Annotated in this window: 17 protein-coding genes and 1 other RNA gene; 14 read left to right on the top strand and 4 right to left on the bottom strand. The window is 49.8% G+C overall.

Annotation, left to right across the window (positions count from 1 at the left end; translation table 11 throughout):
- Positions 1 to 67: 67 nt before the first annotated feature.
- The 7 genes from tkt to RSC70_RS08195 all read left to right on the top strand — a co-directional run bounded on the left by tkt (position 68) and on the right by RSC70_RS08195 (position 8,670).
- On the top strand, positions 68 to 2,062 hold the full coding sequence (tkt, locus tag RSC70_RS08225; RefSeq protein WP_332542205.1) for a transketolase: 1,995 nt from the start codon (positions 68 to 70) through the stop codon (positions 2,060 to 2,062).
- Between the two features lie 323 nt (positions 2,063 to 2,385).
- On the top strand, positions 2,386 to 3,429 hold the full coding sequence (gene epd / locus RSC70_RS08220; RefSeq protein ID WP_332542204.1) for an erythrose-4-phosphate dehydrogenase: 1,044 nt from the start codon (positions 2,386 to 2,388) through the stop codon (positions 3,427 to 3,429).
- A 40-nt stretch (positions 3,430 to 3,469) separates the two neighbouring features.
- Positions 3,470 to 4,633, top strand: coding sequence for a phosphoglycerate kinase (pgk, locus tag RSC70_RS08215; RefSeq protein ID WP_025799145.1), 1,164 nt, complete (start codon positions 3,470 to 3,472; stop codon positions 4,631 to 4,633).
- Positions 4,634 to 4,778: 145 nt separating this feature from the next.
- Entirely contained in the window at positions 4,779 to 5,858 is a 1,080-nt protein-coding gene (gene fbaA, locus RSC70_RS08210) for a class II fructose-bisphosphate aldolase (protein ID WP_040046200.1), read from the top strand.
- A gap of 262 nt (positions 5,859 to 6,120) precedes the next feature.
- Positions 6,121 to 6,987: a small-conductance mechanosensitive channel MscS gene (gene mscS, locus RSC70_RS08205; RefSeq protein WP_040046199.1), complete on the top strand. Its 867-nt coding sequence runs from the start codon at positions 6,121 to 6,123 to the stop codon at positions 6,985 to 6,987.
- 200 nt (positions 6,988 to 7,187) lie between these two features.
- Positions 7,188 to 7,805: an arginine exporter ArgO gene (gene argO, locus RSC70_RS08200; RefSeq protein ID WP_282814431.1), complete on the top strand. Its 618-nt coding sequence runs from the start codon at positions 7,188 to 7,190 to the stop codon at positions 7,803 to 7,805.
- Between the two features lie 145 nt (positions 7,806 to 7,950).
- Complete coding sequence (locus RSC70_RS08195) at positions 7,951 to 8,670, top strand: oxidative stress defense protein (protein WP_025799152.1); 720 nt, start codon at positions 7,951 to 7,953, stop codon at positions 8,668 to 8,670.
- Positions 8,671 to 8,744: 74 nt separating this feature from the next.
- Here the strand turns inward: RSC70_RS08195 and RSC70_RS08190 are convergent, their stop codons facing one another.
- Positions 8,745 to 9,638: a LysR family transcriptional regulator ArgP gene (locus tag RSC70_RS08190; RefSeq protein WP_025799154.1), complete on the bottom strand. Its 894-nt coding sequence runs from the start codon at positions 9,636 to 9,638 to the stop codon at positions 8,745 to 8,747.
- Between the two features lie 207 nt (positions 9,639 to 9,845).
- Between RSC70_RS08190 and rpiA the strand changes: the two genes are divergently transcribed.
- Both rpiA and serA read left to right on the top strand, forming a co-directional pair.
- Positions 9,846 to 10,505 (top strand): ribose-5-phosphate isomerase RpiA, encoded by a 660-nt coding sequence (gene rpiA / locus RSC70_RS08185; protein WP_025799156.1) that lies wholly within the window; start codon positions 9,846 to 9,848, stop codon positions 10,503 to 10,505.
- Between the two features lie 380 nt (positions 10,506 to 10,885).
- A complete protein-coding gene (gene serA / locus RSC70_RS08180) occupies positions 10,886 to 12,124 on the top strand; it encodes a phosphoglycerate dehydrogenase (RefSeq protein ID WP_025799158.1) in 1,239 nt (412 codons plus the stop codon).
- 214 nt (positions 12,125 to 12,338) lie between these two features.
- Here serA and RSC70_RS08175 read toward each other — a convergent pair whose 3' ends face one another.
- The 3 genes from RSC70_RS08175 to zapA all read right to left on the bottom strand — a co-directional run bounded on the left by RSC70_RS08175 (position 12,339) and on the right by zapA (position 13,618).
- Positions 12,339 to 12,971 carry a 5-formyltetrahydrofolate cyclo-ligase gene (locus RSC70_RS08175; RefSeq protein ID WP_332542203.1) on the bottom strand — a complete coding sequence of 211 codons (633 nt, stop codon included), beginning with the start codon at positions 12,969 to 12,971 and terminating at the stop codon, positions 12,339 to 12,341.
- A gap of 31 nt (positions 12,972 to 13,002) precedes the next feature.
- A non-coding RNA gene (ssrS, locus tag RSC70_RS08170) (6S RNA) lies at positions 13,003 to 13,185 on the bottom strand.
- Positions 13,186 to 13,288: 103 nt separating this feature from the next.
- Positions 13,289 to 13,618 carry a cell division protein ZapA gene (gene zapA / locus RSC70_RS08165; protein WP_004846886.1) on the bottom strand — a complete coding sequence of 110 codons (330 nt, stop codon included), beginning with the start codon at positions 13,616 to 13,618 and terminating at the stop codon, positions 13,289 to 13,291.
- A gap of 332 nt (positions 13,619 to 13,950) precedes the next feature.
- On the opposite strand from zapA, the gene RSC70_RS08160 reads away from it, so the two are divergent.
- From RSC70_RS08160 to gcvT, 5 genes are all read left to right on the top strand, one after another.
- Positions 13,951 to 14,529: a YecA/YgfB family protein gene (locus RSC70_RS08160; protein WP_040046195.1), complete on the top strand. Its 579-nt coding sequence runs from the start codon at positions 13,951 to 13,953 to the stop codon at positions 14,527 to 14,529.
- A 189-nt stretch (positions 14,530 to 14,718) separates the two neighbouring features.
- On the top strand, positions 14,719 to 16,041 hold the full coding sequence (gene pepP, locus RSC70_RS08155; RefSeq protein WP_332542202.1) for a Xaa-Pro aminopeptidase: 1,323 nt from the start codon (positions 14,719 to 14,721) through the stop codon (positions 16,039 to 16,041).
- A 15-nt stretch (positions 16,042 to 16,056) separates the two neighbouring features.
- The gene (gene ubiH / locus RSC70_RS08150) at positions 16,057 to 17,235 is read left to right on the top strand and encodes a 2-octaprenyl-6-methoxyphenyl hydroxylase (protein WP_332542201.1); all 1,179 of its coding nucleotides are present in this window, start codon (positions 16,057 to 16,059) and stop codon (positions 17,233 to 17,235) included.
- Positions 17,236 to 17,319: 84 nt separating this feature from the next.
- Positions 17,320 to 18,525: an FAD-dependent 2-octaprenylphenol hydroxylase gene (ubiI, locus tag RSC70_RS08145; protein WP_332542200.1), complete on the top strand. Its 1,206-nt coding sequence runs from the start codon at positions 17,320 to 17,322 to the stop codon at positions 18,523 to 18,525.
- Between the two features lie 520 nt (positions 18,526 to 19,045).
- On the top strand, positions 19,046 to 20,143 hold the full coding sequence (gene gcvT / locus RSC70_RS08140; protein WP_040046191.1) for a glycine cleavage system aminomethyltransferase GcvT: 1,098 nt from the start codon (positions 19,046 to 19,048) through the stop codon (positions 20,141 to 20,143).
- Positions 20,144 to 20,186 lie beyond the last annotated feature (43 nt).

Raw genomic sequence — 20,186 nt, 5'->3', positions numbered from 1 at the left:
TGTTTTCATACGTAGTCTGAGAAAATACCCCGAACCCTGTTTCTTTAAATCCGACTTGGAGTAGAACATGTCCTCTCGTAAAGAGCTTGCCAATGCGATCCGTGCACTCAGTATGGACGCTGTGCAGAAAGCCAATTCTGGTCACCCAGGTGCCCCTATGGGTATGGCTGATATCGCGGAAGTCCTGTGGCGCGATTACATGAATCACAACCCGACCAATCCAAATTGGGCCGATCGTGACCGCTTTGTGCTTTCTAACGGCCATGGCTCTATGTTGATTTATAGCCTGTTGCACCTCACTGGCTATGACCTGCCAATCACCGAGCTGGAAAACTTCCGTCAGTTGCATTCTAAAACTCCAGGTCACCCAGAATACGGCTATACCCCAGGCGTAGAAACCACCACTGGCCCACTGGGTCAGGGCATCGCGAATGCGGTGGGTATGGCAATTGCTGAACGTTCTTTGGCCGCGCAGTTTAACCGTCCTGGTCACGATATCGTGAATCACCACACCTATGCGTTCTTGGGTGATGGCTGCATGATGGAAGGCATCTCTCACGAAGTTTGCTCTTTGGCGGGTACCTTGAAGCTGGGCAAACTGACTGCGTTCTATGATGACAACGGTATTTCTATCGATGGTCACGTTGAGGGCTGGTTCACCGATAACACCGCTGAGCGTTTTGAAGCTTACGGCTGGCACGTTATCCGTGGCGTAGATGGCCACAACAGCGACGCAATCAAAGCGGCTATCGAAGACGCACGTAAAGTGACCGACAAGCCATCTCTGCTGATGTGCAAAACCACTATCGGTTTCGGTTCACCAAACAAAGCAGGTTCTCACGAAGCGCACGGTGCCCCACTGGGTGCCGCTGAAATTGAAGCAACCCGTAAAGCGCTGGGTTGGAACTACGCTCCGTTTGAAATCCCTCAGGAAATCTATTCTCAGTGGGATGCGAAAGAAGCGGGCAAAGCGAAAGAAAGCGCTTGGGATAAGAAATTTGCTGCTTATCAGGCTGCATTCCCTGAACTGGCTGCTGAGTTCAAACGTCGCGTAAGCGGTGAACTGCCAGCTAACTGGGCTGAAGAATCCAAGAAATTCATCGATCACCTGCAAGCTAACCCAGCGAAAATCGCTAGCCGTAAAGCGTCTCAAAACGCGCTGGAAGCTTTCGGTAAAGTGCTGCCTGAATTCCTGGGTGGTTCTGCTGACTTGGCACCAAGCAACCTGACTATGTGGTCTGGTTCTAAGCCGTTGAACGAAGATCTGGCCGGTAATTACATCCATTACGGTGTACGTGAATTCGGTATGTCAGCCATCATGAACGGTATTGCTCTGCACGGCGGTTTCCTGCCATACGGCGCAACCTTCCTGATGTTTATGGAGTATGCACGCAACGCCGTTCGCATGGCTGCGCTGATGAAAATCCGTAATATCTTCGTTTATACCCATGACTCTATCGGTCTGGGTGAAGATGGCCCAACTCACCAGCCGGTTGAGCAGATGGCTAGCCTGCGTGTGACACCAAACATGAACACATGGCGTCCATGTGACCAGGTTGAATCTGCGGTTGCATGGCAGTTCGCTATTCAGCGTAACGATGGCCCATCTGCGCTGATCTTCTCGCGTCAGAATCTGGCTCAGATGGATCGTACTCCAGAGCAGGTGGCTAACATCTCTCGCGGTGGTTACATCTTGAAAGATTGCGCTGGTCAGCCAGAGCTTATCTTCATTGCGACCGGTTCTGAAGTTGAACTGGCTGTGAACGCTGCAGATCAGCTGACCGCAGAAGGTCGTAAAGTTCGCGTTGTTTCAATGCCTGCAACTGAAGTCTTCGACAAGCAAGACGCTGCATACCGTGAGTCCGTACTGCCAGCGGCAGTTAGCGCTCGCGTTGCCGTTGAAGCCGGTATCGCTGACTTCTGGTACAAGTATGTTGGTCTGAACGGTGCCGTGGTCGGTATGACTACCTTCGGCGAATCTGCGCCAGCTGAGCTGTTGTTCAAAGAGTTTGGCTTCACCGTAGACAACGTCGTAGCTAAAGCGAAAGCGCTGCTGAAGTAATTCGGTAGCCATCGCTGATAAAAACGGGATTGCCGCAGGGCAGTCCCGTTTTTTTATGCTTAACGATGGGCTTTAATGCCCATAATTTGTGAGCTATAGCACATTTTAAGCGAAAGAAAGCGAGGCATAACGCCCATTTTATTGCGGTTATTTCTTTTATTGAGCCTTTGGTTTATTCTTGGCTGAAGCGTTTCAGTTGATTGATGAAACATCAATTATCGAGATTATGTGACAGCGGGATTTCCATCGTTTTCGATGCTGGATTACTCTATGCTCTTGCCTTAAAACTTTCGTTTTAAACTGCGTTTGGCGCAGGGAGTGATATGACTATTCGCATCGCAATAAACGGTTTTGGCCGAATCGGACGCAGCGTATTACGCGCGTTATACGAATCTGGCCGTAGAGTAGAGATGTCCGTGGTAGCGATAAATGAATTGGCAAATGCGGAAGGCATGGCTCATTTATTGAAATACGATTCCAGCCATGGGCGCTTTGCTTGGGATGTCCGTCAGGAACGGGATACGATGTGGGTGGGCGATGACACAATTCGTCTGCTGCATGAGAAGCAGATTGCAGATTTACCGTGGCGTGAACTGGGTGTGGATATCGTACTCGACTGTAGCGGTGTTTATGGCAGTCGAGCCGATGGTGAAGCTCATATTATGGCGGGGGCCAAAAAAGTTTTGTTCTCCCACCCAGGCAGTCACGATCTTGATGCAACCGTAGTCTACGGTGTAAACCAGCAGGAATTGCAGCCAGAACACCACATTGTGTCTAACGCATCTTGCACGACTAACTGCATTATCCCTGTCATTAAATTGCTCGATGATGCGTTTGGGATTGAATCAGGTACGGTTACCACGATTCACTCATCAATGAACGATCAGCCGGTGATAGATGCGTACCATTCCGACCTGCGTCGGACGCGTGCCGCCAGCCAGTCGATAATTCCCGTCGACACGAAGTTAGCGGCTGGTATCACCCGCATATTTCCTAAGTTCTGCGATCGCTTTGAGGCGATTTCAGTGCGAGTGCCGACGATTAACGTGACGGCAATCGATTTGAGCGTTAGCGTGCAGGCCGCAGTAAAGGTGAGTGATGTCAACCACCTACTGCAAAAGGCAGCAAGCACCTCATTTCGTGGTATAGTTGACTATACAGAATTACCACTGGTTTCGACCGATTTTAATCACGACCCGCACAGTGCCATTGTTGATGGCACGCAGACGCGCGTCAGCGGTCAACACTTGATAAAAACGTTGGTCTGGTGTGACAACGAATGGGGTTTTGCCAATCGTATGTTAGATACAACGCTGGCAATGTTCCAAGCGGTTTCCAGTACGGCACAGCGGCCTGTGCTGCTGTGACGGTCAAGCAACTTTAAGAGAATCAACGAGAGGGTTCACCATGTCTGTAATTAAGATGACCGATTTGGATTTGGCTGGTAAACGTGTCCTGATCCGTTCAGATCTGAACGTTCCAGTTAAAGAAGGCAAAGTGACTTCTGATGCGCGTATCCGTGCGTCTCTGCCAACTATCGAAGCTGCTCTGAAACAGGGCGCTCGTGTTATGGTTACTTCCCATCTGGGTCGTCCTACCGAAGGCGAATACAACGAAGAGTACTCTCTGCTGCCGGTTGTTAACTATCTGAAAGACCACCTGAAGTCTCCAGTTCGTCTGGCTAAAGACTATCTGGACGGTGTTGACGTTGCAGAAGGTGAACTGGTTGTTCTGGAAAACGTTCGCTTCAACAAAGGCGAAAAGAAAGACGACGAAACCCTGTCTAAAAAATACGCTGCGCTGTGTGACGTTTACGTCATGGACGCATTCGGTACTGCACACCGTGCACAGGCTTCAACCCACGGCGTAGGTAAATTTGCACCTATCGCATGTGCGGGTCCTCTGCTGTCTGCAGAGCTGGAAGCACTGGGCAAAGCGCTGGGTAACCCAGCACGCCCAATGGTTGCTATCGTTGGTGGTTCAAAAGTTTCTACCAAACTGACCGTTCTGGACTCTCTGTCTAAAATCGCTGACCAGCTGATTGTTGGTGGTGGTATCGCGAACACCTTCGTTGCTGCTCAAGGCCACAACGTAGGTAAATCACTGTACGAAGCGGATCTGGTTGATGAAGCTAAAAAACTGCTGACTACCTGCAATATCCCAGTACCTACCGACGTACGTGTTGCTACCGAGTTCTCTGAAACTGCGGCTGCAACGCTGAAATCTGTAAACGACATTAAAGATGACGAACAGATTCTGGATCTAGGCGATGCTTCAGCACATCAGCTGGCTGAAATTCTGAAGAATGCGAAAACCATTCTGTGGAACGGCCCAGTAGGCGTGTTCGAGTTCCCTAACTTCCGTAAAGGCACCGAGATCGTTGCTCAAGCAATCGCTGATAGCGAAGCATTCTCTATCGCAGGCGGCGGTGATACTCTGGCGGCTATCGATCTGTTCGGTATCGCAGACAAAATTTCCTACATCTCTACTGGCGGCGGCGCATTCTTAGAATTCGTTGAAGGCAAAAAATTGCCAGCGGTAGTAATGTTGGAAGAACGTGCTAAGCAGTAATGAACCGTAACGGGAGGCCGAGCCTCCCGTTGTTCTATCTATTTGGATACACGGCGCTCTATGACGATATTCGTGATAAGCGTGTAACAAGTAGCTGAAAACGATTTATTTTTTACTTACGGCCCACGAAACAGGACGACGTAACATGTCTAAAATTTTTGATTTTGTTAAACCGGGTGTCATCACTGGTGATGATGTTCAGAAAGTTTTCCAGATCGCTAAAGAAAACAATTTCGCATTGCCTGCAGTTAACTGTGTTGGTACAGACTCAATCAATGCGGTAATGGAAGCGGCTTCTAAAGTACGTGCTCCGGTTATCGTTCAGTTCTCAAACGGCGGTGCTGCATTTATCGCTGGTAAAGGCGTGAAAACCGACGTTCCTCAGGGTGCTGCAATTCTGGGTGCTATCTCTGGTGCGCATCATGTACATCAGATGGCTGAACACTACGGTGTTCCAGTAATCTTGCATACTGACCACTGCGCTAAGAAACTGCTGCCATGGTTAGACGGCCTGTTGGACGCGGGTGAAAAACATTTCGCCGCTACTGGCAAACCACTGTTCTCTTCTCACATGATCGATCTGTCTGAAGAGTCTCTGGAAGAAAACATCGAGATCTGCTCCAAGTATCTGACCCGTATGTCTAAACTGGGCATGACGCTGGAAATCGAACTGGGCTGCACCGGTGGCGAAGAAGATGGCGTGGATAACAGCCATATGGATAGCTCTGCGCTGTACACTCAGCCAGAAGACGTTGATTACGCGTACACTAAACTGAACGCAATCAGCCCACGTTTCACTATCGCTGCCTCTTTCGGTAACGTACACGGCGTATACAAGCCAGGTAACGTACAGCTGACGCCAAAAATCCTGCACAACTCTCAGGAATACGTTTCTAAGAAACACAACCTGCCACACAACAGCCTGAACTTCGTATTCCACGGTGGTTCTGGTTCTACTGCTGCAGAAATCAAAGAAGCGGTCAGCTACGGCGTAGTTAAAATGAATATCGATACCGATACCCAGTGGGCAACATGGGAAGGTATTCTGAACTACTACAAGAAAAACGAAGGCTATCTGCAGGGCCAACTGGGTAACCCAGAAGGCGCAGACAAACCTAACAAGAAATTCTACGATCCACGCGTTTGGTTGCGTGCTGCTCAGACCAGCATGATTGCTCGTCTGGAACTGGCATTTGACGAACTGAACTGCAAAGACGTTCTGTAATGCTTGTTGCATCACGCTAATTTGATTAGCGTGATGGTCGAATAAAACACCCTAGCGTTCTCGTTGGGGTGTTTTTTTTTGTGTTTTTATTACCACTAAGCTATTCGTAATGGCTATTTCGACTAATCCCAATTTTGCTATTTAGGCTTTGATTAGTTGGCGTATAACGCATTGTCCGTTAACCTTACACAAACATGCCGTACAAAACGGCATAAATTGAGCATATTGCGCTACTTTTGATTTGTTAAAGGAAGGATGGTTTATGAAAGACCTGAACGTTGTCGATGGCATTAATAGTGCCGGAAACTGGTTAGTGAAAAATCAGGACTTACTAATTCAGTATGCAGTCAATATTGTTGCTGCAATTGTTATTTTCATTGTCGGTTCGATTATTGCCAAAATTGTGTCTGGTACGATTACCCGCGTAATGAAAGCGCGCGGCGTTGATCTTACCGTCGCTCATTTCCTTTCTGCATTAGTTCGTTACGGCATTTTGGCGTTTACTATTATCGCCGCATTAGGTCGTATTGGTGTACAAACGGCTTCCGTTATTGCGGTAATTGGTGCCGCAGGTTTAGCCGTTGGTCTGGCATTACAAGGGTCACTTTCTAACTTTGCTGCGGGTGTGCTGTTGGTTCTGTTCCGCCCATTCCGCACGGGAGAGTTCGTCGATCTGGGGGGCGTTTCCGGTACCGTGAAGGATGTTCAGATTTTCTCTACAACCATGCTGACTTCGGATAATAAAACTATCGTGGTACCTAATGGGAAAATCATTGCGGGCAATATTATCAACTATTCCCGTGAGCCAAACCGCCGCGTAGATATTACCGTTGGTGTAGCCTACGATGCGGATATCGATCTGGTCAAAAAAGTATTAGGCGATATTGTTGCCGCTGATAAACGTATTATGCACGACCAAGGTGTGACCATTCGTTTGAATGAAATGGCTGCTTCATCGCTGAATTTCGTGGTGCGCGCTTGGACGACGAATGCTAATTACTGGCCGGTCTATTTTGATCTGATGGAAAACTTCAAACGCGGTTTGGATGCCAATAAAATTGGAATTCCATTCCCGCAGATGGATGTTCATCTGTATCAAGCCGCTGTGCGCAAGGCTGAGCAGGAATAATCCTTAGCGTTCTCCCCCATAACTCTCCTTTGGCAAAGGAAAAGGTAGGGAGGGGGAGAACGCTAAATTCCTCCACTATTAGCCACTCTAATCCCCGATAAGAATCATCCATTTCCTCTTCTTAACATCTCGGCGTAATATCGCTGCCATTCCGGCCCATCCTCTCTTTGGGACGCAGCTATATTTTCGAGGAACTTCCCATGTTTTCTGTTTTCTTACAGGGCTTTGCCTTGAGCGCAGCCATGATTTTGCCGCTGGGCCCACAAAACACATTTGTTTTGAGTCAGGGGATCCGTCGTCAGTATCATCTGATGATTGCTTGCTTATGCGCACTGAGCGATATCGTTTTAATCTGTGGCGGTATTTTTGGTGGCAGCGCTTTATTGAGTCAGTCCCCCCTGCTGTTGATGCTAGTGACTTGGGGTGGGGTGGCATTTTTGCTGTGGTATGGCTGGGGCGCTTTTCGTGCGGCAATGGCGAAAGAGGAGATTCAAACGGGGGCTAAGGTGGTGCAGCAAAGCCGCTGGCGGATTGTAGTAACCATGCTGGCTGTGACATGGCTTAACCCACATGTTTATTTAGATACGTTCGTTGTGTTAGGAAGCTTAGGTGGACAGCTTGCAGCAGACGCCCGCAGTTGGTTTGCTTTTGGCGCCGTCAGTGCTTCTGCGATTTGGTTCTTTTCATTGGCATTGCTCGCCGCGTGGCTAGCGCCATGGCTGAGTACGCCTAAAGCTCAGCGGGTGATTAATCTTCTTGTTGCCTGTGTAATGTGGGTTATTGCCCTGCAACTGGCAAAAAATGGACTACATTTGTAAGGTGTTGTTGGCAGCAGGTGGATAAAATTCTGGATTGTTCCTAATGCGTTAGCGCTGTTTTTAGTTCAGGATGTTGTTCATCTTTCAGCGCCAGATAACGGCAGTTGAAACCACTAAACATCGAGTATGTCTACAAGGAGACACCATGAAGCTAAAAGCCTTAGCGATGGTTGCAGTGATGGGATTAAGCGCGTTGCCAGCGCTGTCTCAGGCGGCTGAAATGCCAGAAGGACCACATCTGGTGACCTCTGGAACATCAAGCGTAGACGCAACTCCTGATATTGCGACGCTGACTTTCCAAGTGACCGCTTCAGCGAAAGATGCGGCGAGCGCCAAGACGCAGGTCGATCAGCGTGTGGCAAAATATTTTGATTTTCTGAATACCAACGGTATTGAGAAAAAAGACATCAGTGCAGCTAACTTAAGCACTCAGCCAGAGTACGATTATCTGAAAGACGGCAAAAGTGAGCTTAAAGGCTATCGTGCCGATCGCCGCGTGCAAGTCACTCTGCGCCAGTTGGATAAGCTGAATGGTTTATTGGATGGTGCATTGAAAGCTAACCTCAATGAAATTCGTTCTGTTGAGTTAGGCGTTGCCAAGCCTGAAGCTTATCGTGAACAGGCACGTCAGGAAGCGATTAAAAATGCCGTGAGTCAGGCTCAGTCTCTGGCCAAAGGCTTTGGTGTGGTGCTTGGTCCGGTATACAGCATTCAATATCACGTATCCAACTACCAGCCAGCGCCAGTAAGCCGCATGTATATGGCGGCTGATTCAATGCCAAAAGCATCGGCTGCGCAGACCTATGAACAGCAAACGATCCAGTTTGACGATCAGGTTGATGTGGTCTTCAGCCTGAATAAATAACGTCTGCTGAGAGAGCAAAAAAGCACACCTGAAGGTGTGCTTTTTTTATGGTTTTTATAGCGACGATGAAGGGCTTAATCTTGGCGTAGTACGTTGTGCCCGTGAGAAAGCAGTGCATCGGTGACTCGACGCATCATGCGGCTTTCTGGTGCGAAGCGGTGCCAATACAGCATACGGCGCTGAACCATGCCGGGGGTTAAGTTTATCAGCGAGCCTTCTTTCAGCTCTTTTTCGATCTGAAGATGCGGGATCATACAGCAGGTGGTTCCCTGCAATGCGAGTTGTACAAAGGCTTCAGATGAATTGACGATATGGCACGGTACGCTGCCCGGCGGTAGATCAAAGTTCTGTTGCAGGAACGCTTGGTGCATATCGTCTAAGTGGTCAAAGGCGACGGCTGGCGCTTTCAGCAACGAAGAACGATTCACGCCATTTGGGAAATAACGTGCAGCAAAAGCCGGTGACGCTACAAACAGATAATCGAGAGCACCAAGGCGGTCGACTAAACAGCTAGGTAATGGCTGTGGCTGGATACTCACCGCGCCGACCACTTCACCACGACGAAGTCGTTCCTGAGTTCGGGTTTCGTCTTCAACCTGAAGGTTCAAGCGCAGCGGTGAATCCGCCAGCACCGGTTTTAAGGCGGGCAGCAGCCAAGTTGCCAAACTATCGGCGTTGACGGCGAGAGAGAGCAACAGAGGGCCATCGGTGCTGCTATCGTTGCCTAGCCACTCCTCTTCAAGCAACTCAACCTGATGCAGCAAAGCCAGTAAACGTTGCCCCTGTTCCGTTGGGCGAGGAGGGACGGTACGAACCAGCAGAGGCTGACCGAACAGGTTTTCTAACTGCTTGATTCGCTGAGAAACCGCTGACTGAGTTATACAGAGTTTTTGTGCCGCACGCTCAAAGCCACGTTCGCGTATTACCGCATCCAGTGCTTGCAAAGTCCGGTAGTCCGGGCGTTTCATGTTGTTCTTCGTCCCCTGCTCTTATGATTTTTATATCTTAATAACTGCAATATGCCACATTTTTTCCCCTTCAAGAGGAGAAAATACACTCTTGTCATGGAAAAGGTGATCGCGTAAGGCGAAAAAGCCGCCCTGTGACACGCCATTTATGGGCAGTTGCTCTATAATACGCACACGTTTTCGTAGCATAGTCCATAGGATTCGGTAATGACTCAAGATGAACTGAAAAAAGCAGTGGGTTGGGAAGCGCTCAAGTATGTAAAACCTGGCACCATCGTGGGTGTGGGCACGGGCTCAACCGCCGCGCATTTTATTGATGCGCTGGGCACCATGAAAGGGCAGATCGAGGGCGCGGTTTCAAGCTCTGATGCTTCCACTGAGAAACTGAAAAGTTTGGGTATTACTGTTTTCGATCTTAACGAAGTCGATTCGTTAGATATTTATGTTGATGGTGCGGATGAAATCAACGGCCACATGCAGATGATCAAAGGCGGTGGCGCGGCACTGACTCGCGAGAAGATCGTGGCGGCCGTGGCGAAGAAATTTATTTGCATCGTCGATTCTTCTAAGCAGGTAGATATTCTGGGTAACTTCCCGCTGCCTGTAGAAGTGATCCCGATGGCACGCTCCTACGTTGCGCGTGAGCTGGTGAAATTAGGCGGTCAGCCAGAATATCGCCAAGGCGTTTTGACCGATAACGGCAACGTGATTTTAGACGTGCATAATCTGAAAATTATGGATGCGATTGCGTTAGAGAAACAGATTAACGGTATTGCCGGTGTGGTCACCGTTGGCCTGTTCGCGAATCGTGGTGCGGATGTCGCACTGGTTGGCTCGGCTGACGGCGTGAAAACCATTACGGCTTAGGTTATCCGCCATGATGAATCAGCAGCTCCGAATCTTCGGGGCTGTTTTTTTATGTGCAGCACCTTGCGATTTTTTATCTTATTCCTCCCTCTTTGTTAACTTCGTTTTAAACATAGAATTCCATTTATTTATCACACCCCCTAAATTCGGTGACATATGTCACATATTTGCGCTTGGCGATACTTTCACGCTGCCACGATGAAAAGCAGTAGCATTTTTCGCCAACTTTTAACGTTTTCAACCCGTTGCTGACCCCCTTGTAGGCAATCGGTTGGCTTGCTGGATGCGTAATATTTGTTATGTTGGCTGCATGCCGCAGGAGTTTTGTTTTCCGTTGCGGCCACACTAAGGTTCGAATTAACAGGGGTTAGGGTCGGGTCATGGCAAAAGTATCTTTGGAGAAAGACAGGATTAAGTTCCTTTTAGTTGAAGGGGTTCATCAAAGCACCGTCGACAATCTACGTGCAGCGGGTTACACCAACATCGAATATCATAAAGGTGCGCTGGACTCGGAATCGATGAAGGCGTCCATTCGTGATGCTCATTTCGTTGGAATTCGTTCCCGAACCCACCTGACCGAAGATATCTTCGCTGCGGCTGAAAAATTGATTGCCGTAGGCTGTTTCTGCATTGGTACCAATCAGGTCGATCTTACTGCGGCGGCAAAACGTGGCATTCCGGTATTTAATGCGCCGTTCTCTAATACACGCTCGGTAGCCGAAATGGTGCTGGGCGAGCTGTTGCTGCTGTTACGCGGCATCCCAACGGCCAATGCCTGTGCACATCGCGGTGAGTGGAATAAACAGGCGGTGGGCTGTTTCGAAGCGCGTGGTAAAAAACTGGGTATTATTGGATACGGTCATATCGGAACTCAGCTGGGTATTTTGGCGGAAGGGATTGGTATGAACGTCTTCTTCTACGATATCGAGAACAAACTGCCGCTGGGGAATGCGCAACAGGTACGCCATCTCTCTGATTTGCTCAACATGAGCGATGTCGTGACATTGCATGTGCCTGAAACGCGCTCCACCAAAGATATGATTGGTGCCGAAGAGCTGGCGCTCATGAAGCCTGGCGCTATTCTTATCAACGCATCACGCGGCACCGTGGTGGATATCCCTGCACTGTGCAACGCGTTATCTTCCAAGCATTTATCGGGTGCGGCCATCGACGTGTTCCCAACGGAGCCAGCGACCAACAGCGATCCGTTTAATTCACCGCTGTGTGAATTCGATAACGTCTTGCTAACGCCGCATATTGGCGGTTCAACGCAGGAAGCACAGGAAAATATCGGCGCTGAAGTCGCGGGTAAACTCACGAAATATTCTGATAATGGTTCTTCATTGTCAGCGGTGAATTTCCCTGAAGTTTCTCTGCCGATGCATGAAGAAAATGTCAGCCGTCTACTGCATATTCATGAAAACCGTCCTGGCGTACTGACGCAGATTAACCAGATTTTTGCGGAAGAGGGCGTAAACATTGCCGCGCAGTATCTGCAAACCAATGCTCAAATCGGCTATGTCGTTATTGATATCGAAACCGAGACTGAACGCGCGGAAGCGGCGTTGCTACGCATGAAAGAAATTACGGGGACGATTCGTGCCCGCTTGCTGTACTAATCTCTGAGCGCGATCTTCTTCGCACTAACAAAAATGGCAGCCTAATGCCTAATGCTGTTCACTTAAGCATGATTTTAGGGGAAGTACACCGATGGGGTCGTAGCAGCTTTAGCTGCCGGAGCGCCCCGCGGTGTGCTAGCCCCGTGTATCTCGATCTCTTAAACGATCTGCATTAGCCTAATCGCTGCCATTTTTATTGGGAAATTTTGTCATCTTACCAGCGGTAGTGAGTACTGGGCGTGATGATTTCCGGTAGTGGAACGTCCCACTCTTGTACCGGCAACGCATCGACTCTCTGACAGTCATGCGACAATCCTATTGGGTACGGGCCGCATTGTTGCAGGTAGGCACTTTCCCAATCCTGCAAGGTTCGGTCATAGAATCCGCCCCCCATGCCTAATCTTTGCCCTGTGGCGTCAAACGCAACTAGCGGGGTAAAAATAATATCTAGCCGAGATACCGGTAATACCTGCTGTACGTTAAGACGTGGCTCTTCAATACCAAAATGATTCAGAACCATTTCGCTTTCAGCGCTATAGCGTAAAAACAGTAAGTTACCGCGGCTGAAGGGATGTAGGACTGGAAGATAAACCGATTTTCCCGCCTGCCAAAGACGTTCAATCAGCGGTCTGGTATTTAGCTCGCCATCGAAAGAGAGAAACAGGGAAACGGTGTGTGCGTTTTGAACGCGCGGTAGTTCCATCACGCGTGTAGCAATATCTTGTGCGGCATGATGTTGGAAATCAGTACTAAGATTTTTACGTAATTGGCGAACTGAACGGCGGATATCCGAGCGGGATTGGCCCGAATTTGAAGAAGAAATGCTGAGAGAATTATTATTGGACATGACACACCCGTTTAAGGATGTTTGGTGTAAGGGAATCTCCGAGGTGCCGCAGCAGGCTGTAACCCTTGAACCCATGGTTCAAGGTGAACGCAACGACGCAATCTTAAGGCTTCTCGGAGACCGAGCGTGCTCACCGATTACGGATCCGCCGCATTCTTGAGGTATTAAATATCGGCTCAGGGGACTGGCCCGCACACGAACACCTCAGAGAAATTTTGTATCCTTTACGCTAATTAGCTTATCACATTTTTCTTAAATTGATACGATTTTATTTAAAAATCGCTTGCTAACCAACATGTTACAACTATAAGTCACACTTATTCGAACTGCGCACCCTGACGATCAGTGATGCGACCTTGTTCCAGCAGAGCTTGTTCAATTGTCTGCTGCAACATGCGAATTCTTTGCTCCATATTGGAGGCATAATCGCGAGTTTTCAAGCGTTCTTGCGCCAGTTCGTGACATACGTTTAATGCCGCGATGAAAACCAGTTGCTCTGTATTTGTGACTCTAGTGCGAACTTTGAGATCTTGCAACCGCTGATTAAGATCCTCTGCAGCCTGATTCAACGCTTCTTGTTGTTCTGGCGGGCAATTAACTCTTAACGAACGACCAAAAATTTGAATATCTACCGGTTGTGCAGACATACCACCTTCCTGCCTAGATTTTGCGCCAGTTTCAAAACCGCGAGGGTCACTAAATCGGGCGCCAACTATATATACCTCGCTATGCAGATACAAGCCTTTTGACTCATGTCCTTCATACTTGAAGATTTATCTGTGTTGGCTGCACTTGCTTGCCGACTTGATGTAACTCCAACTATCTTGGGCATGTACCCTGGGTTACGAAGCCGCAAATGTGAATGCAACTTCAATGACTTTGGGTATGACAAGCCTTATAGCGTGCCCTTTTCTGGTATAGCGACTGATCTTGATGGTAGCATAACACGAACTTTATCTGCCAACGATGACCAAAACGTATGTCAATTGAGATTACTGTACCCGAATATTCTGTTTTTACTCAGGCTTTGCAGCAGCAAGGCGTTGGATTAACTCCCGCTGAAATGCATGGCTTGATCAGCGGGATACTGTGTGGCGGCAATCAGAACGATAATTGGCGCACGATGATCCACGATCTAACCAACGAGGGCGAAGCATTTTCTCAAACGCTCGCACAGCCGCTTCAGGCAACTTATCAGCACACCCGTGATGCGTTAGAAGATGATGGTTTTGGCTTCCAACTGCTTTTACCGGATAGCGATGATGTCACCGTGTTTGATCGTGCTGATGCGCTTTCCGGCTGGGTGAACCATTTCCTGCTGGGTCTGGGAATGATGCAAAAAAATCTTGGCCAGATCAAAGGCGAAGTCGGTGAGGTTATCGACGATCTGCGTAGCATTGCTCAGTTAGGCTACGAAGAAGACGAAGATCAGGAAGAGCTGGAACAATCTCTGGAAGAAGTTGCGGAGTACGTGCGTATGGCAGCGATGCTGTGCCACAGCGAATTCTCACAGGAAAAGCCAAACGCGGCTGAAATGCAAAAACCAACCCTGCACTAAATAAGCATTACGAAAAGTGCGACGATGAAATCAGGCGGAACTCTTACCGCCTGATTGATCTTGCTTATCCCATTACGCAATCCGCATGATAGTCTATATCCTTCATACTTGAAGCCGCATCTGTGTTGGCTGCTCATTTCAGAGTTCGCCACGCTACATGCCCGCAATTGCCGATTTCAGGAGAAGGTCATGACCCAGCAAGAATTTCAACGTCGCCGTCAGGCTGTTTTGGCACAGATGGCACCCGGTAGTGCCGCGCTCTTTTTTGCTGCGCCAGAATGCACCCGCAGCGCCGACAGTGAATACCCTTATCGCCAGAACAGCGACTTTTGGTATCTGACCGGCTTTAACGAGCCCGAAGCCTTGCTGATCCTGATTAAAAGCGACGAAACCCATAATCACAGCGTGCTGTTTAATCGCGTGCGTGACTTAACCGCCGAGACTTGGTTTGGGCGTCGTTTAGGGCAAGAAGCCGCACCAGCAAAACTCGGCGTCGATCGTTCCCTGCCTTATGGCGATATTGAAGAGCAACTGCACCTGTTGTTGAACGGCCTAGACGTGGTTTATCACGCTCAGGGTCAATATGATTTTGCAGACCAAATTACGTTTGCTGCGCTAGAAAAACTGCGTCGCGGCATGCGTCAGAATTTCCGCGCACCGGCCACGCTGATCGACTGGCGTCCTTGGGTGCATGAAATGCGCCTGTTTAAATCGCAGGAAGAAATTGCCGCGATGCGCCGCGCAGGTGAAATCACCGCGCTGGGCCATATTCGCGCAATGGAGAAATGCCGTCCTGGTATGTTCGAGTACCAGCTTGAAGGCGAAATCCTGCATGAGTTTACCCGTCATGGGGCGCGTTACCCTTCCTATAACACCATCGTGGGCGGCGGGGAAAACGGCTGCATCCTGCATTACACCGAAAACGAAAGCGAGCTCAAAGACGGCGAGTTGGTGTTAATTGATGCGGGCTGTGAATATAAAGGCTATGCCGGTGATATCACGCGAACCTTCCCGGTTAATGGCAAATTTACTCAGCCTCAGCGTGAGATTTACGATCTGGTGCTGGCATCGATGGATAAAGCGTTTGAAATCTTTGGCCCAGGCCGCAGTATCCGTGAAGCCAACGACGCAGCGGTGCGCGTGATGGTTGAAGGGTTAGTCAAATTAGGCGTGATGAAGGGCGACGTAGATCAGCTGATTGCCGATCAGGCGCATCGACAGTTCTTCATGCACGGTTTGAGCCACTGGTTAGGTCTGGATGTGCATGACGTCGGAGATTACGGCTCTTCCGCTCGCGAACGCGTGTTAGAACCGGGCATGGTACTGACCTGCGAGCCGGGGCTATACATCGCGCCAGATGCCGATGTCCCGGTGGAGTATCGCGGTATTGGCATCCGTATCGAAGACGATATTCTCATCACCGAGAATGGCTTTGAGGTGCTGACTAAAGACGTGGTTAAGCATGCTGACGATATTGAAGCGCTGATGGCACAGGCAAAGACCGCTAGCTGAGGAACGATACACGGCATGAAAATGATCATTGTAGGCGGAGGCATGGCGGGCGCAACGCTGGCGTTGGCGGTTTCCGCGTTGAGCGCAGGGCGCGTTCAGGTTGAGGTGGTTGAAGCGGTTTCGCCAGACAGCCGAAAACATCCGGGATTTGATGCGCGAGCTATTGCGTTAGCCTACGGCACCTGCCAGCAATTAGCGCGTATCGGTGTGTGGTCAGCGCTGAAAGCGTGTGGAACACCGATTGAGCGTGTTCACGTCAGCGATCAGGGGCATGCCGGTTTTGTGGGGCTTGAAGCATCAGATTACCAGATCCCATATTTAGGTCAGGTTATTGAGCTTCATCAGGCGGGTTCGCGGCTGTTCACGCTGTTAGAAAAAGCGCCGGGCGTCACCCTGCACTGTCCGGCCAAAGTTGTCGACGTTGAGCGCCAACAGCATAGCGCGACTATCTCGCTGGATAATGGTACCCGTCTTTCTGGCGAGTTACTGGTGGCGGCAGATGGTTCATCATCGGCGTTAGCACAGCACTGTAACGTTGACTGGCGCAGCGAGGATTACGGCCAGATAGCGGTTATCGCCAACGTCACGACCTCCTTACCGCATCAGGGCAAAGCGTTTGAGCGCTTCACCCGCAACGGCCCGTTGGCGATGTTGCCGATGAGTGAAGACCGATGTTCGCTGGTGTGGTGCCATGCGGCTGAAGATCAGGCTAAGGTCGATAGCTGGAGCGATGCTGAATTTTTACACCAGTTGCAGCAGGCTTTCGGCTGGCGTTTAGGTGCCATGGTGAAAGCGGGGAAACGACATAGCTATCCGCTGCGCTTAACGTCTGCCCAGCAACATATTAGCCATCGCCTTGCGCTGGTGGGTAACGCCGCACAAACGCTACATCCCATCGCGGGGCAGGGATTTAATCTTGGCCTGCGTGACGTTATGTCTTTGGCGGAAACCATTGCTCAAGCAGAACAGCAGGGCAATGATATCGGCAGTTATCAGATATTAAGCCAATATCAACAGCGTCGAGAACCCGATCAGCAGGCCACAATCGGTGTGACCGATGGCCTGATTCATCTATTTGCTAATCGTCTGGCACCGTTAGTTGTCGGGCGTAATCTCGGCTTAATGGCGATGGAGTTGGTTCCTCCGCTGCGTGAAACGCTGGCGCGGCGCACCCTTGGCTGGGTAGAGCGCTAAGTTTATTCTTGTCGTGCTCAGCGCTATTTAATTTGCCTGAGTGATTGAAGGAATATGATTCATTAACAGGAACAGAGAATCACAATGCAATCTTTTGATGTGGTTATTGCCGGTGGCGGCATGGTGGGGCTGGCAACGGCGGCGGCGCTTCAAGGCAGCGGGCTTCGCATCGCGGTAATTGAAAGTCGCATTCCTGAGCTCACGGAGCTAACGCCTGAACCTGCGCTGCGTGTTTCTGCCATTAATGCTGCCAGCGAGCGTTTGCTACAACATCTCGGCGTTTGGCAAGATATCCTCGCTCTGCGAGCGAGCGCCTATCAGGGCATGGAAGTGTGGGAAAGCGACAGTTTTGGACGTATTGCGTTTCGTGCCCAAGAGTATGGGCATACTCATCTTGGTCATATCATTGAAAACCATGTTATCCAGTTGGCGCTGTGGAATAAAGTGAGCCGTCAGTCCGAGGTCACGATGATTGCGCCAGCGACATTCCAACAGGTGGCGTGGGGCGAAAACGAAGCTTTTATCACGTTGGATAATGGACAGATGCTTACGGCTCGTCTGGTGATTGGCGCCGATGGTGCGCATTCATGGCTGCGTCAGCATGCTGATATTCCGCTGACGTTTTGGGATTATGGACACCATGCGTTAGTGGCTACCATCAAAACCCAATTGCCCCACGAAGGCTGTGCGCGTCAGATTTTCCGACCAAACGGTATTTTGGCTTTCTTGCCGCTGGAAGATACGCATTTATGCTCCATCGTGTGGTCCGTTTCTCCGGAAGAAGCTCAGCGCTTAGAGGCTTTGCCTGAGTCTGATTTCAACCGTGAGTTGGCCGTTGCGTTTGATACGCGTCTTGGTCTGTGCGAAGTCGTCAGCGCTCGACAGTCACATCCTCTGGTTGGGCGATATGCTCGCAGCTTTGCCGCGCACCGATTAGCGCTGGCGGGGGATGCAGCGCATACCATTCATCCATTGGCTGGGCAGGGTGTGAACCTCGGCTTTATGGATGCGGCTGAATTGGCCTCCGAGATCAAACGTCTACAGCGTCAGGGCAAAGATATTGGTCGCTATATGTATCTGCGCCGCTATGAGCGCACCCGCAAGCATAGCGCCGCGGTGATGCTGACGGCGATGCAGGGTTTCCGTCAGCTGTTTGACGGTGATAATCCCGCCAAAAAATTGCTGCGAGATGTCGGCATGGCGCTGGCTGATAATCTTCCAGGGCTAAAACCACGTTTGGTTCGTCACGCCATGGGCTTAGCGGATTTGCCTGAGAGTTTGCAAAAATAGAGTCCGTCATATAGACGTTGTAAAAATAGTGCCTCGCGGCTAGCTATGTATTTATGTTAGCCGCTCCCACCTTTTTGTTCTTTCTTGCCATCCCTCCAACCTGGTTTGAAATATTCTAATGTTGCTACTGGTTTTGAATTAGTTTTTCTCATGCATGGCAATTTAACATCCGCTATTTTCCCTAATGAAATTGCGATATACGTTATATAACTGCAATGCACTTGCAGTGAAAATGTTAATAATGTGCCATTCGACGCAGTTTTGTAGATGAAACTTCTGCATTATCCCTTCTCTAAATTTCACTAACGATAAAGTCTGGTCTTATTTTAACTTATGGTTAATCGCTGATATCGGTGATAACGTCTGGGGAAGGGTATCGTTTGCGTAGCGATGTTTACAGGTGTTCAGCTTTAGGGTTCACATCAACATTTTTAGGCAAAAAATATCTTATTAGCGCGCCCGGGACTCTATAGCGGATGGCTTGTACCGGATGACAAACGTTCAGGAAAAGAGGGTTAAGATGGCCAAACAGACTCCACTCTTCGATCAACACGTCGCCTGCGGCGCGCGTATGGTTGATTTTCACGGCTGGATGATGCCACTGCACTACGGTTCTCAGCTCGATGAGCACCATGCTGTGCGTCAGGATGCGGGCATGTTTGATGTGTCACACATGACCATCGTCGATCTTCGTGGGCCGCGCACGCGTGAGTTCCTGCGTTACCTCCTCGCTAACGATGTGGCAAAACTGACGGTGCCGGGCAAAGCGCTCTACACCGGTATGTTGAACGCCTCTGCGGGCGTTATCGATGACCTGATCGTTTATTTCCTTGAGGAAGAATATTTCCGCTTGGTGGTTAACTCCGCCACGCGAGAAAAAGATTTGGCGTGGATCACCGAGCATGCCGAGCCCTATCACGTTGAAATCACCGTGCGCGACGATCTGGCGCTGATTGCGGTGCAAGGCCCGCAGGCGCAAGAGCGCGCCGCAACGCTGTTTACTGATGCACAAAAACAAGCGATCAGCGGTATGAAACCATTCTTCGGCGTGCAGGCTGGCGACTACTTTATTGCGACAACGGGCTACACCGGCGAAAACGGCTATGAAATTGCTTTGCCAATCGGCGAAGCGGCAGAATTCTGGCAGAAGCTGGTGAAAGCGGGCGTTAAACCGTGTGGTTTGGGCGCGCGTGACACTCTGCGTTTAGAAGCTGGCATGAACTTATATGGTCAGGAAATGGATGAAGGCGTTTCGCCGTTAGCCGCCAATATGGGCTGGACCATTGCTTGGGCGCCGGAAGATCGTGATTTTATCGGCCGCGAAGCATTAGAGCAGCAGCGTGAGAACGGTACCGAAAAACTGGTTGGTTTGGTAATGACCGAAAAAGGTGTGCTGCGCAATGAGCTGCCGGTGCGTTTCACCGATGCCAACGGAAATCTTCAAGAAGGTGTGATCACCAGTGGTTCCTTCTCACCAACCTTAGGTGTCAGTATTGCATTGGCCCGCGTGCCAGCAGGCATTGGCGAAGAAGCTATCGTGCAGATCCGTAACCGTGAAATGCCAGTGCGTGTCGTTAAGCCCGGTTTTGTGCGCAACGGTAAAAGCCTAATTCACTAGGCTACTGCGCTTGCCACTTTAAGCTTGGGCAGTGCTCGGAATC

This window comes from Hafnia sp., assembly GCF_036648275.1.
Lineage (GTDB): Bacteria > Pseudomonadota > Gammaproteobacteria > Enterobacterales > Enterobacteriaceae > Hafnia > Hafnia alvei.
Note: the sequence above shows the minus strand (reverse complement) of the source record. Positions and strands in the feature narration are given on the sequence as shown.

Bases quoted from the DNA above. Each gene is read 5' to 3' on its own strand.
- argO (WP_282814431.1), top strand. From the start codon at position 7,188: ATGTTTTCTGTTTTCTTACAGGGCTTTGCCTTGAGCGCAGCCATGATT.
- serA (WP_025799158.1), top strand. From the start codon at position 10,886: ATGGCAAAAGTATCTTTGGAGAAAGACAGGATTAAGTTCCTTTTAGTT.
- fbaA (WP_040046200.1), top strand. From the start codon at position 4,779: ATGTCTAAAATTTTTGATTTTGTTAAACCGGGTGTCATCACTGGTGAT.
- RSC70_RS08160 (WP_040046195.1), top strand. From the start codon at position 13,951: ATGTCAATTGAGATTACTGTACCCGAATATTCTGTTTTTACTCAGGCT.
- RSC70_RS08175 (WP_332542203.1), bottom strand. From the start codon at position 12,971: ATGTCCAATAATAATTCTCTCAGCATTTCTTCTTCAAATTCGGGCCAA.
- ubiI (WP_332542200.1), top strand. From the start codon at position 17,320: ATGCAATCTTTTGATGTGGTTATTGCCGGTGGCGGCATGGTGGGGCTG.
- gcvT (WP_040046191.1), top strand. From the start codon at position 19,046: ATGGCCAAACAGACTCCACTCTTCGATCAACACGTCGCCTGCGGCGCG.
- pepP (WP_332542202.1), top strand. From the start codon at position 14,719: ATGACCCAGCAAGAATTTCAACGTCGCCGTCAGGCTGTTTTGGCACAG.
- rpiA (WP_025799156.1), top strand. From the start codon at position 9,846: ATGACTCAAGATGAACTGAAAAAAGCAGTGGGTTGGGAAGCGCTCAAG.
- RSC70_RS08190 (WP_025799154.1), bottom strand. From the start codon at position 9,638: ATGAAACGCCCGGACTACCGGACTTTGCAAGCACTGGATGCGGTAATA.
- RSC70_RS08195 (WP_025799152.1), top strand. From the start codon at position 7,951: ATGAAGCTAAAAGCCTTAGCGATGGTTGCAGTGATGGGATTAAGCGCG.
- ubiH (WP_332542201.1), top strand. From the start codon at position 16,057: ATGAAAATGATCATTGTAGGCGGAGGCATGGCGGGCGCAACGCTGGCG.
- epd (WP_332542204.1), top strand. From the start codon at position 2,386: ATGACTATTCGCATCGCAATAAACGGTTTTGGCCGAATCGGACGCAGC.
- zapA (WP_004846886.1), bottom strand. From the start codon at position 13,618: ATGTCTGCACAACCGGTAGATATTCAAATTTTTGGTCGTTCGTTAAGA.
- pgk (WP_025799145.1), top strand. From the start codon at position 3,470: ATGTCTGTAATTAAGATGACCGATTTGGATTTGGCTGGTAAACGTGTC.
- mscS (WP_040046199.1), top strand. From the start codon at position 6,121: ATGAAAGACCTGAACGTTGTCGATGGCATTAATAGTGCCGGAAACTGG.
- tkt (WP_332542205.1), top strand. From the start codon at position 68: ATGTCCTCTCGTAAAGAGCTTGCCAATGCGATCCGTGCACTCAGTATG.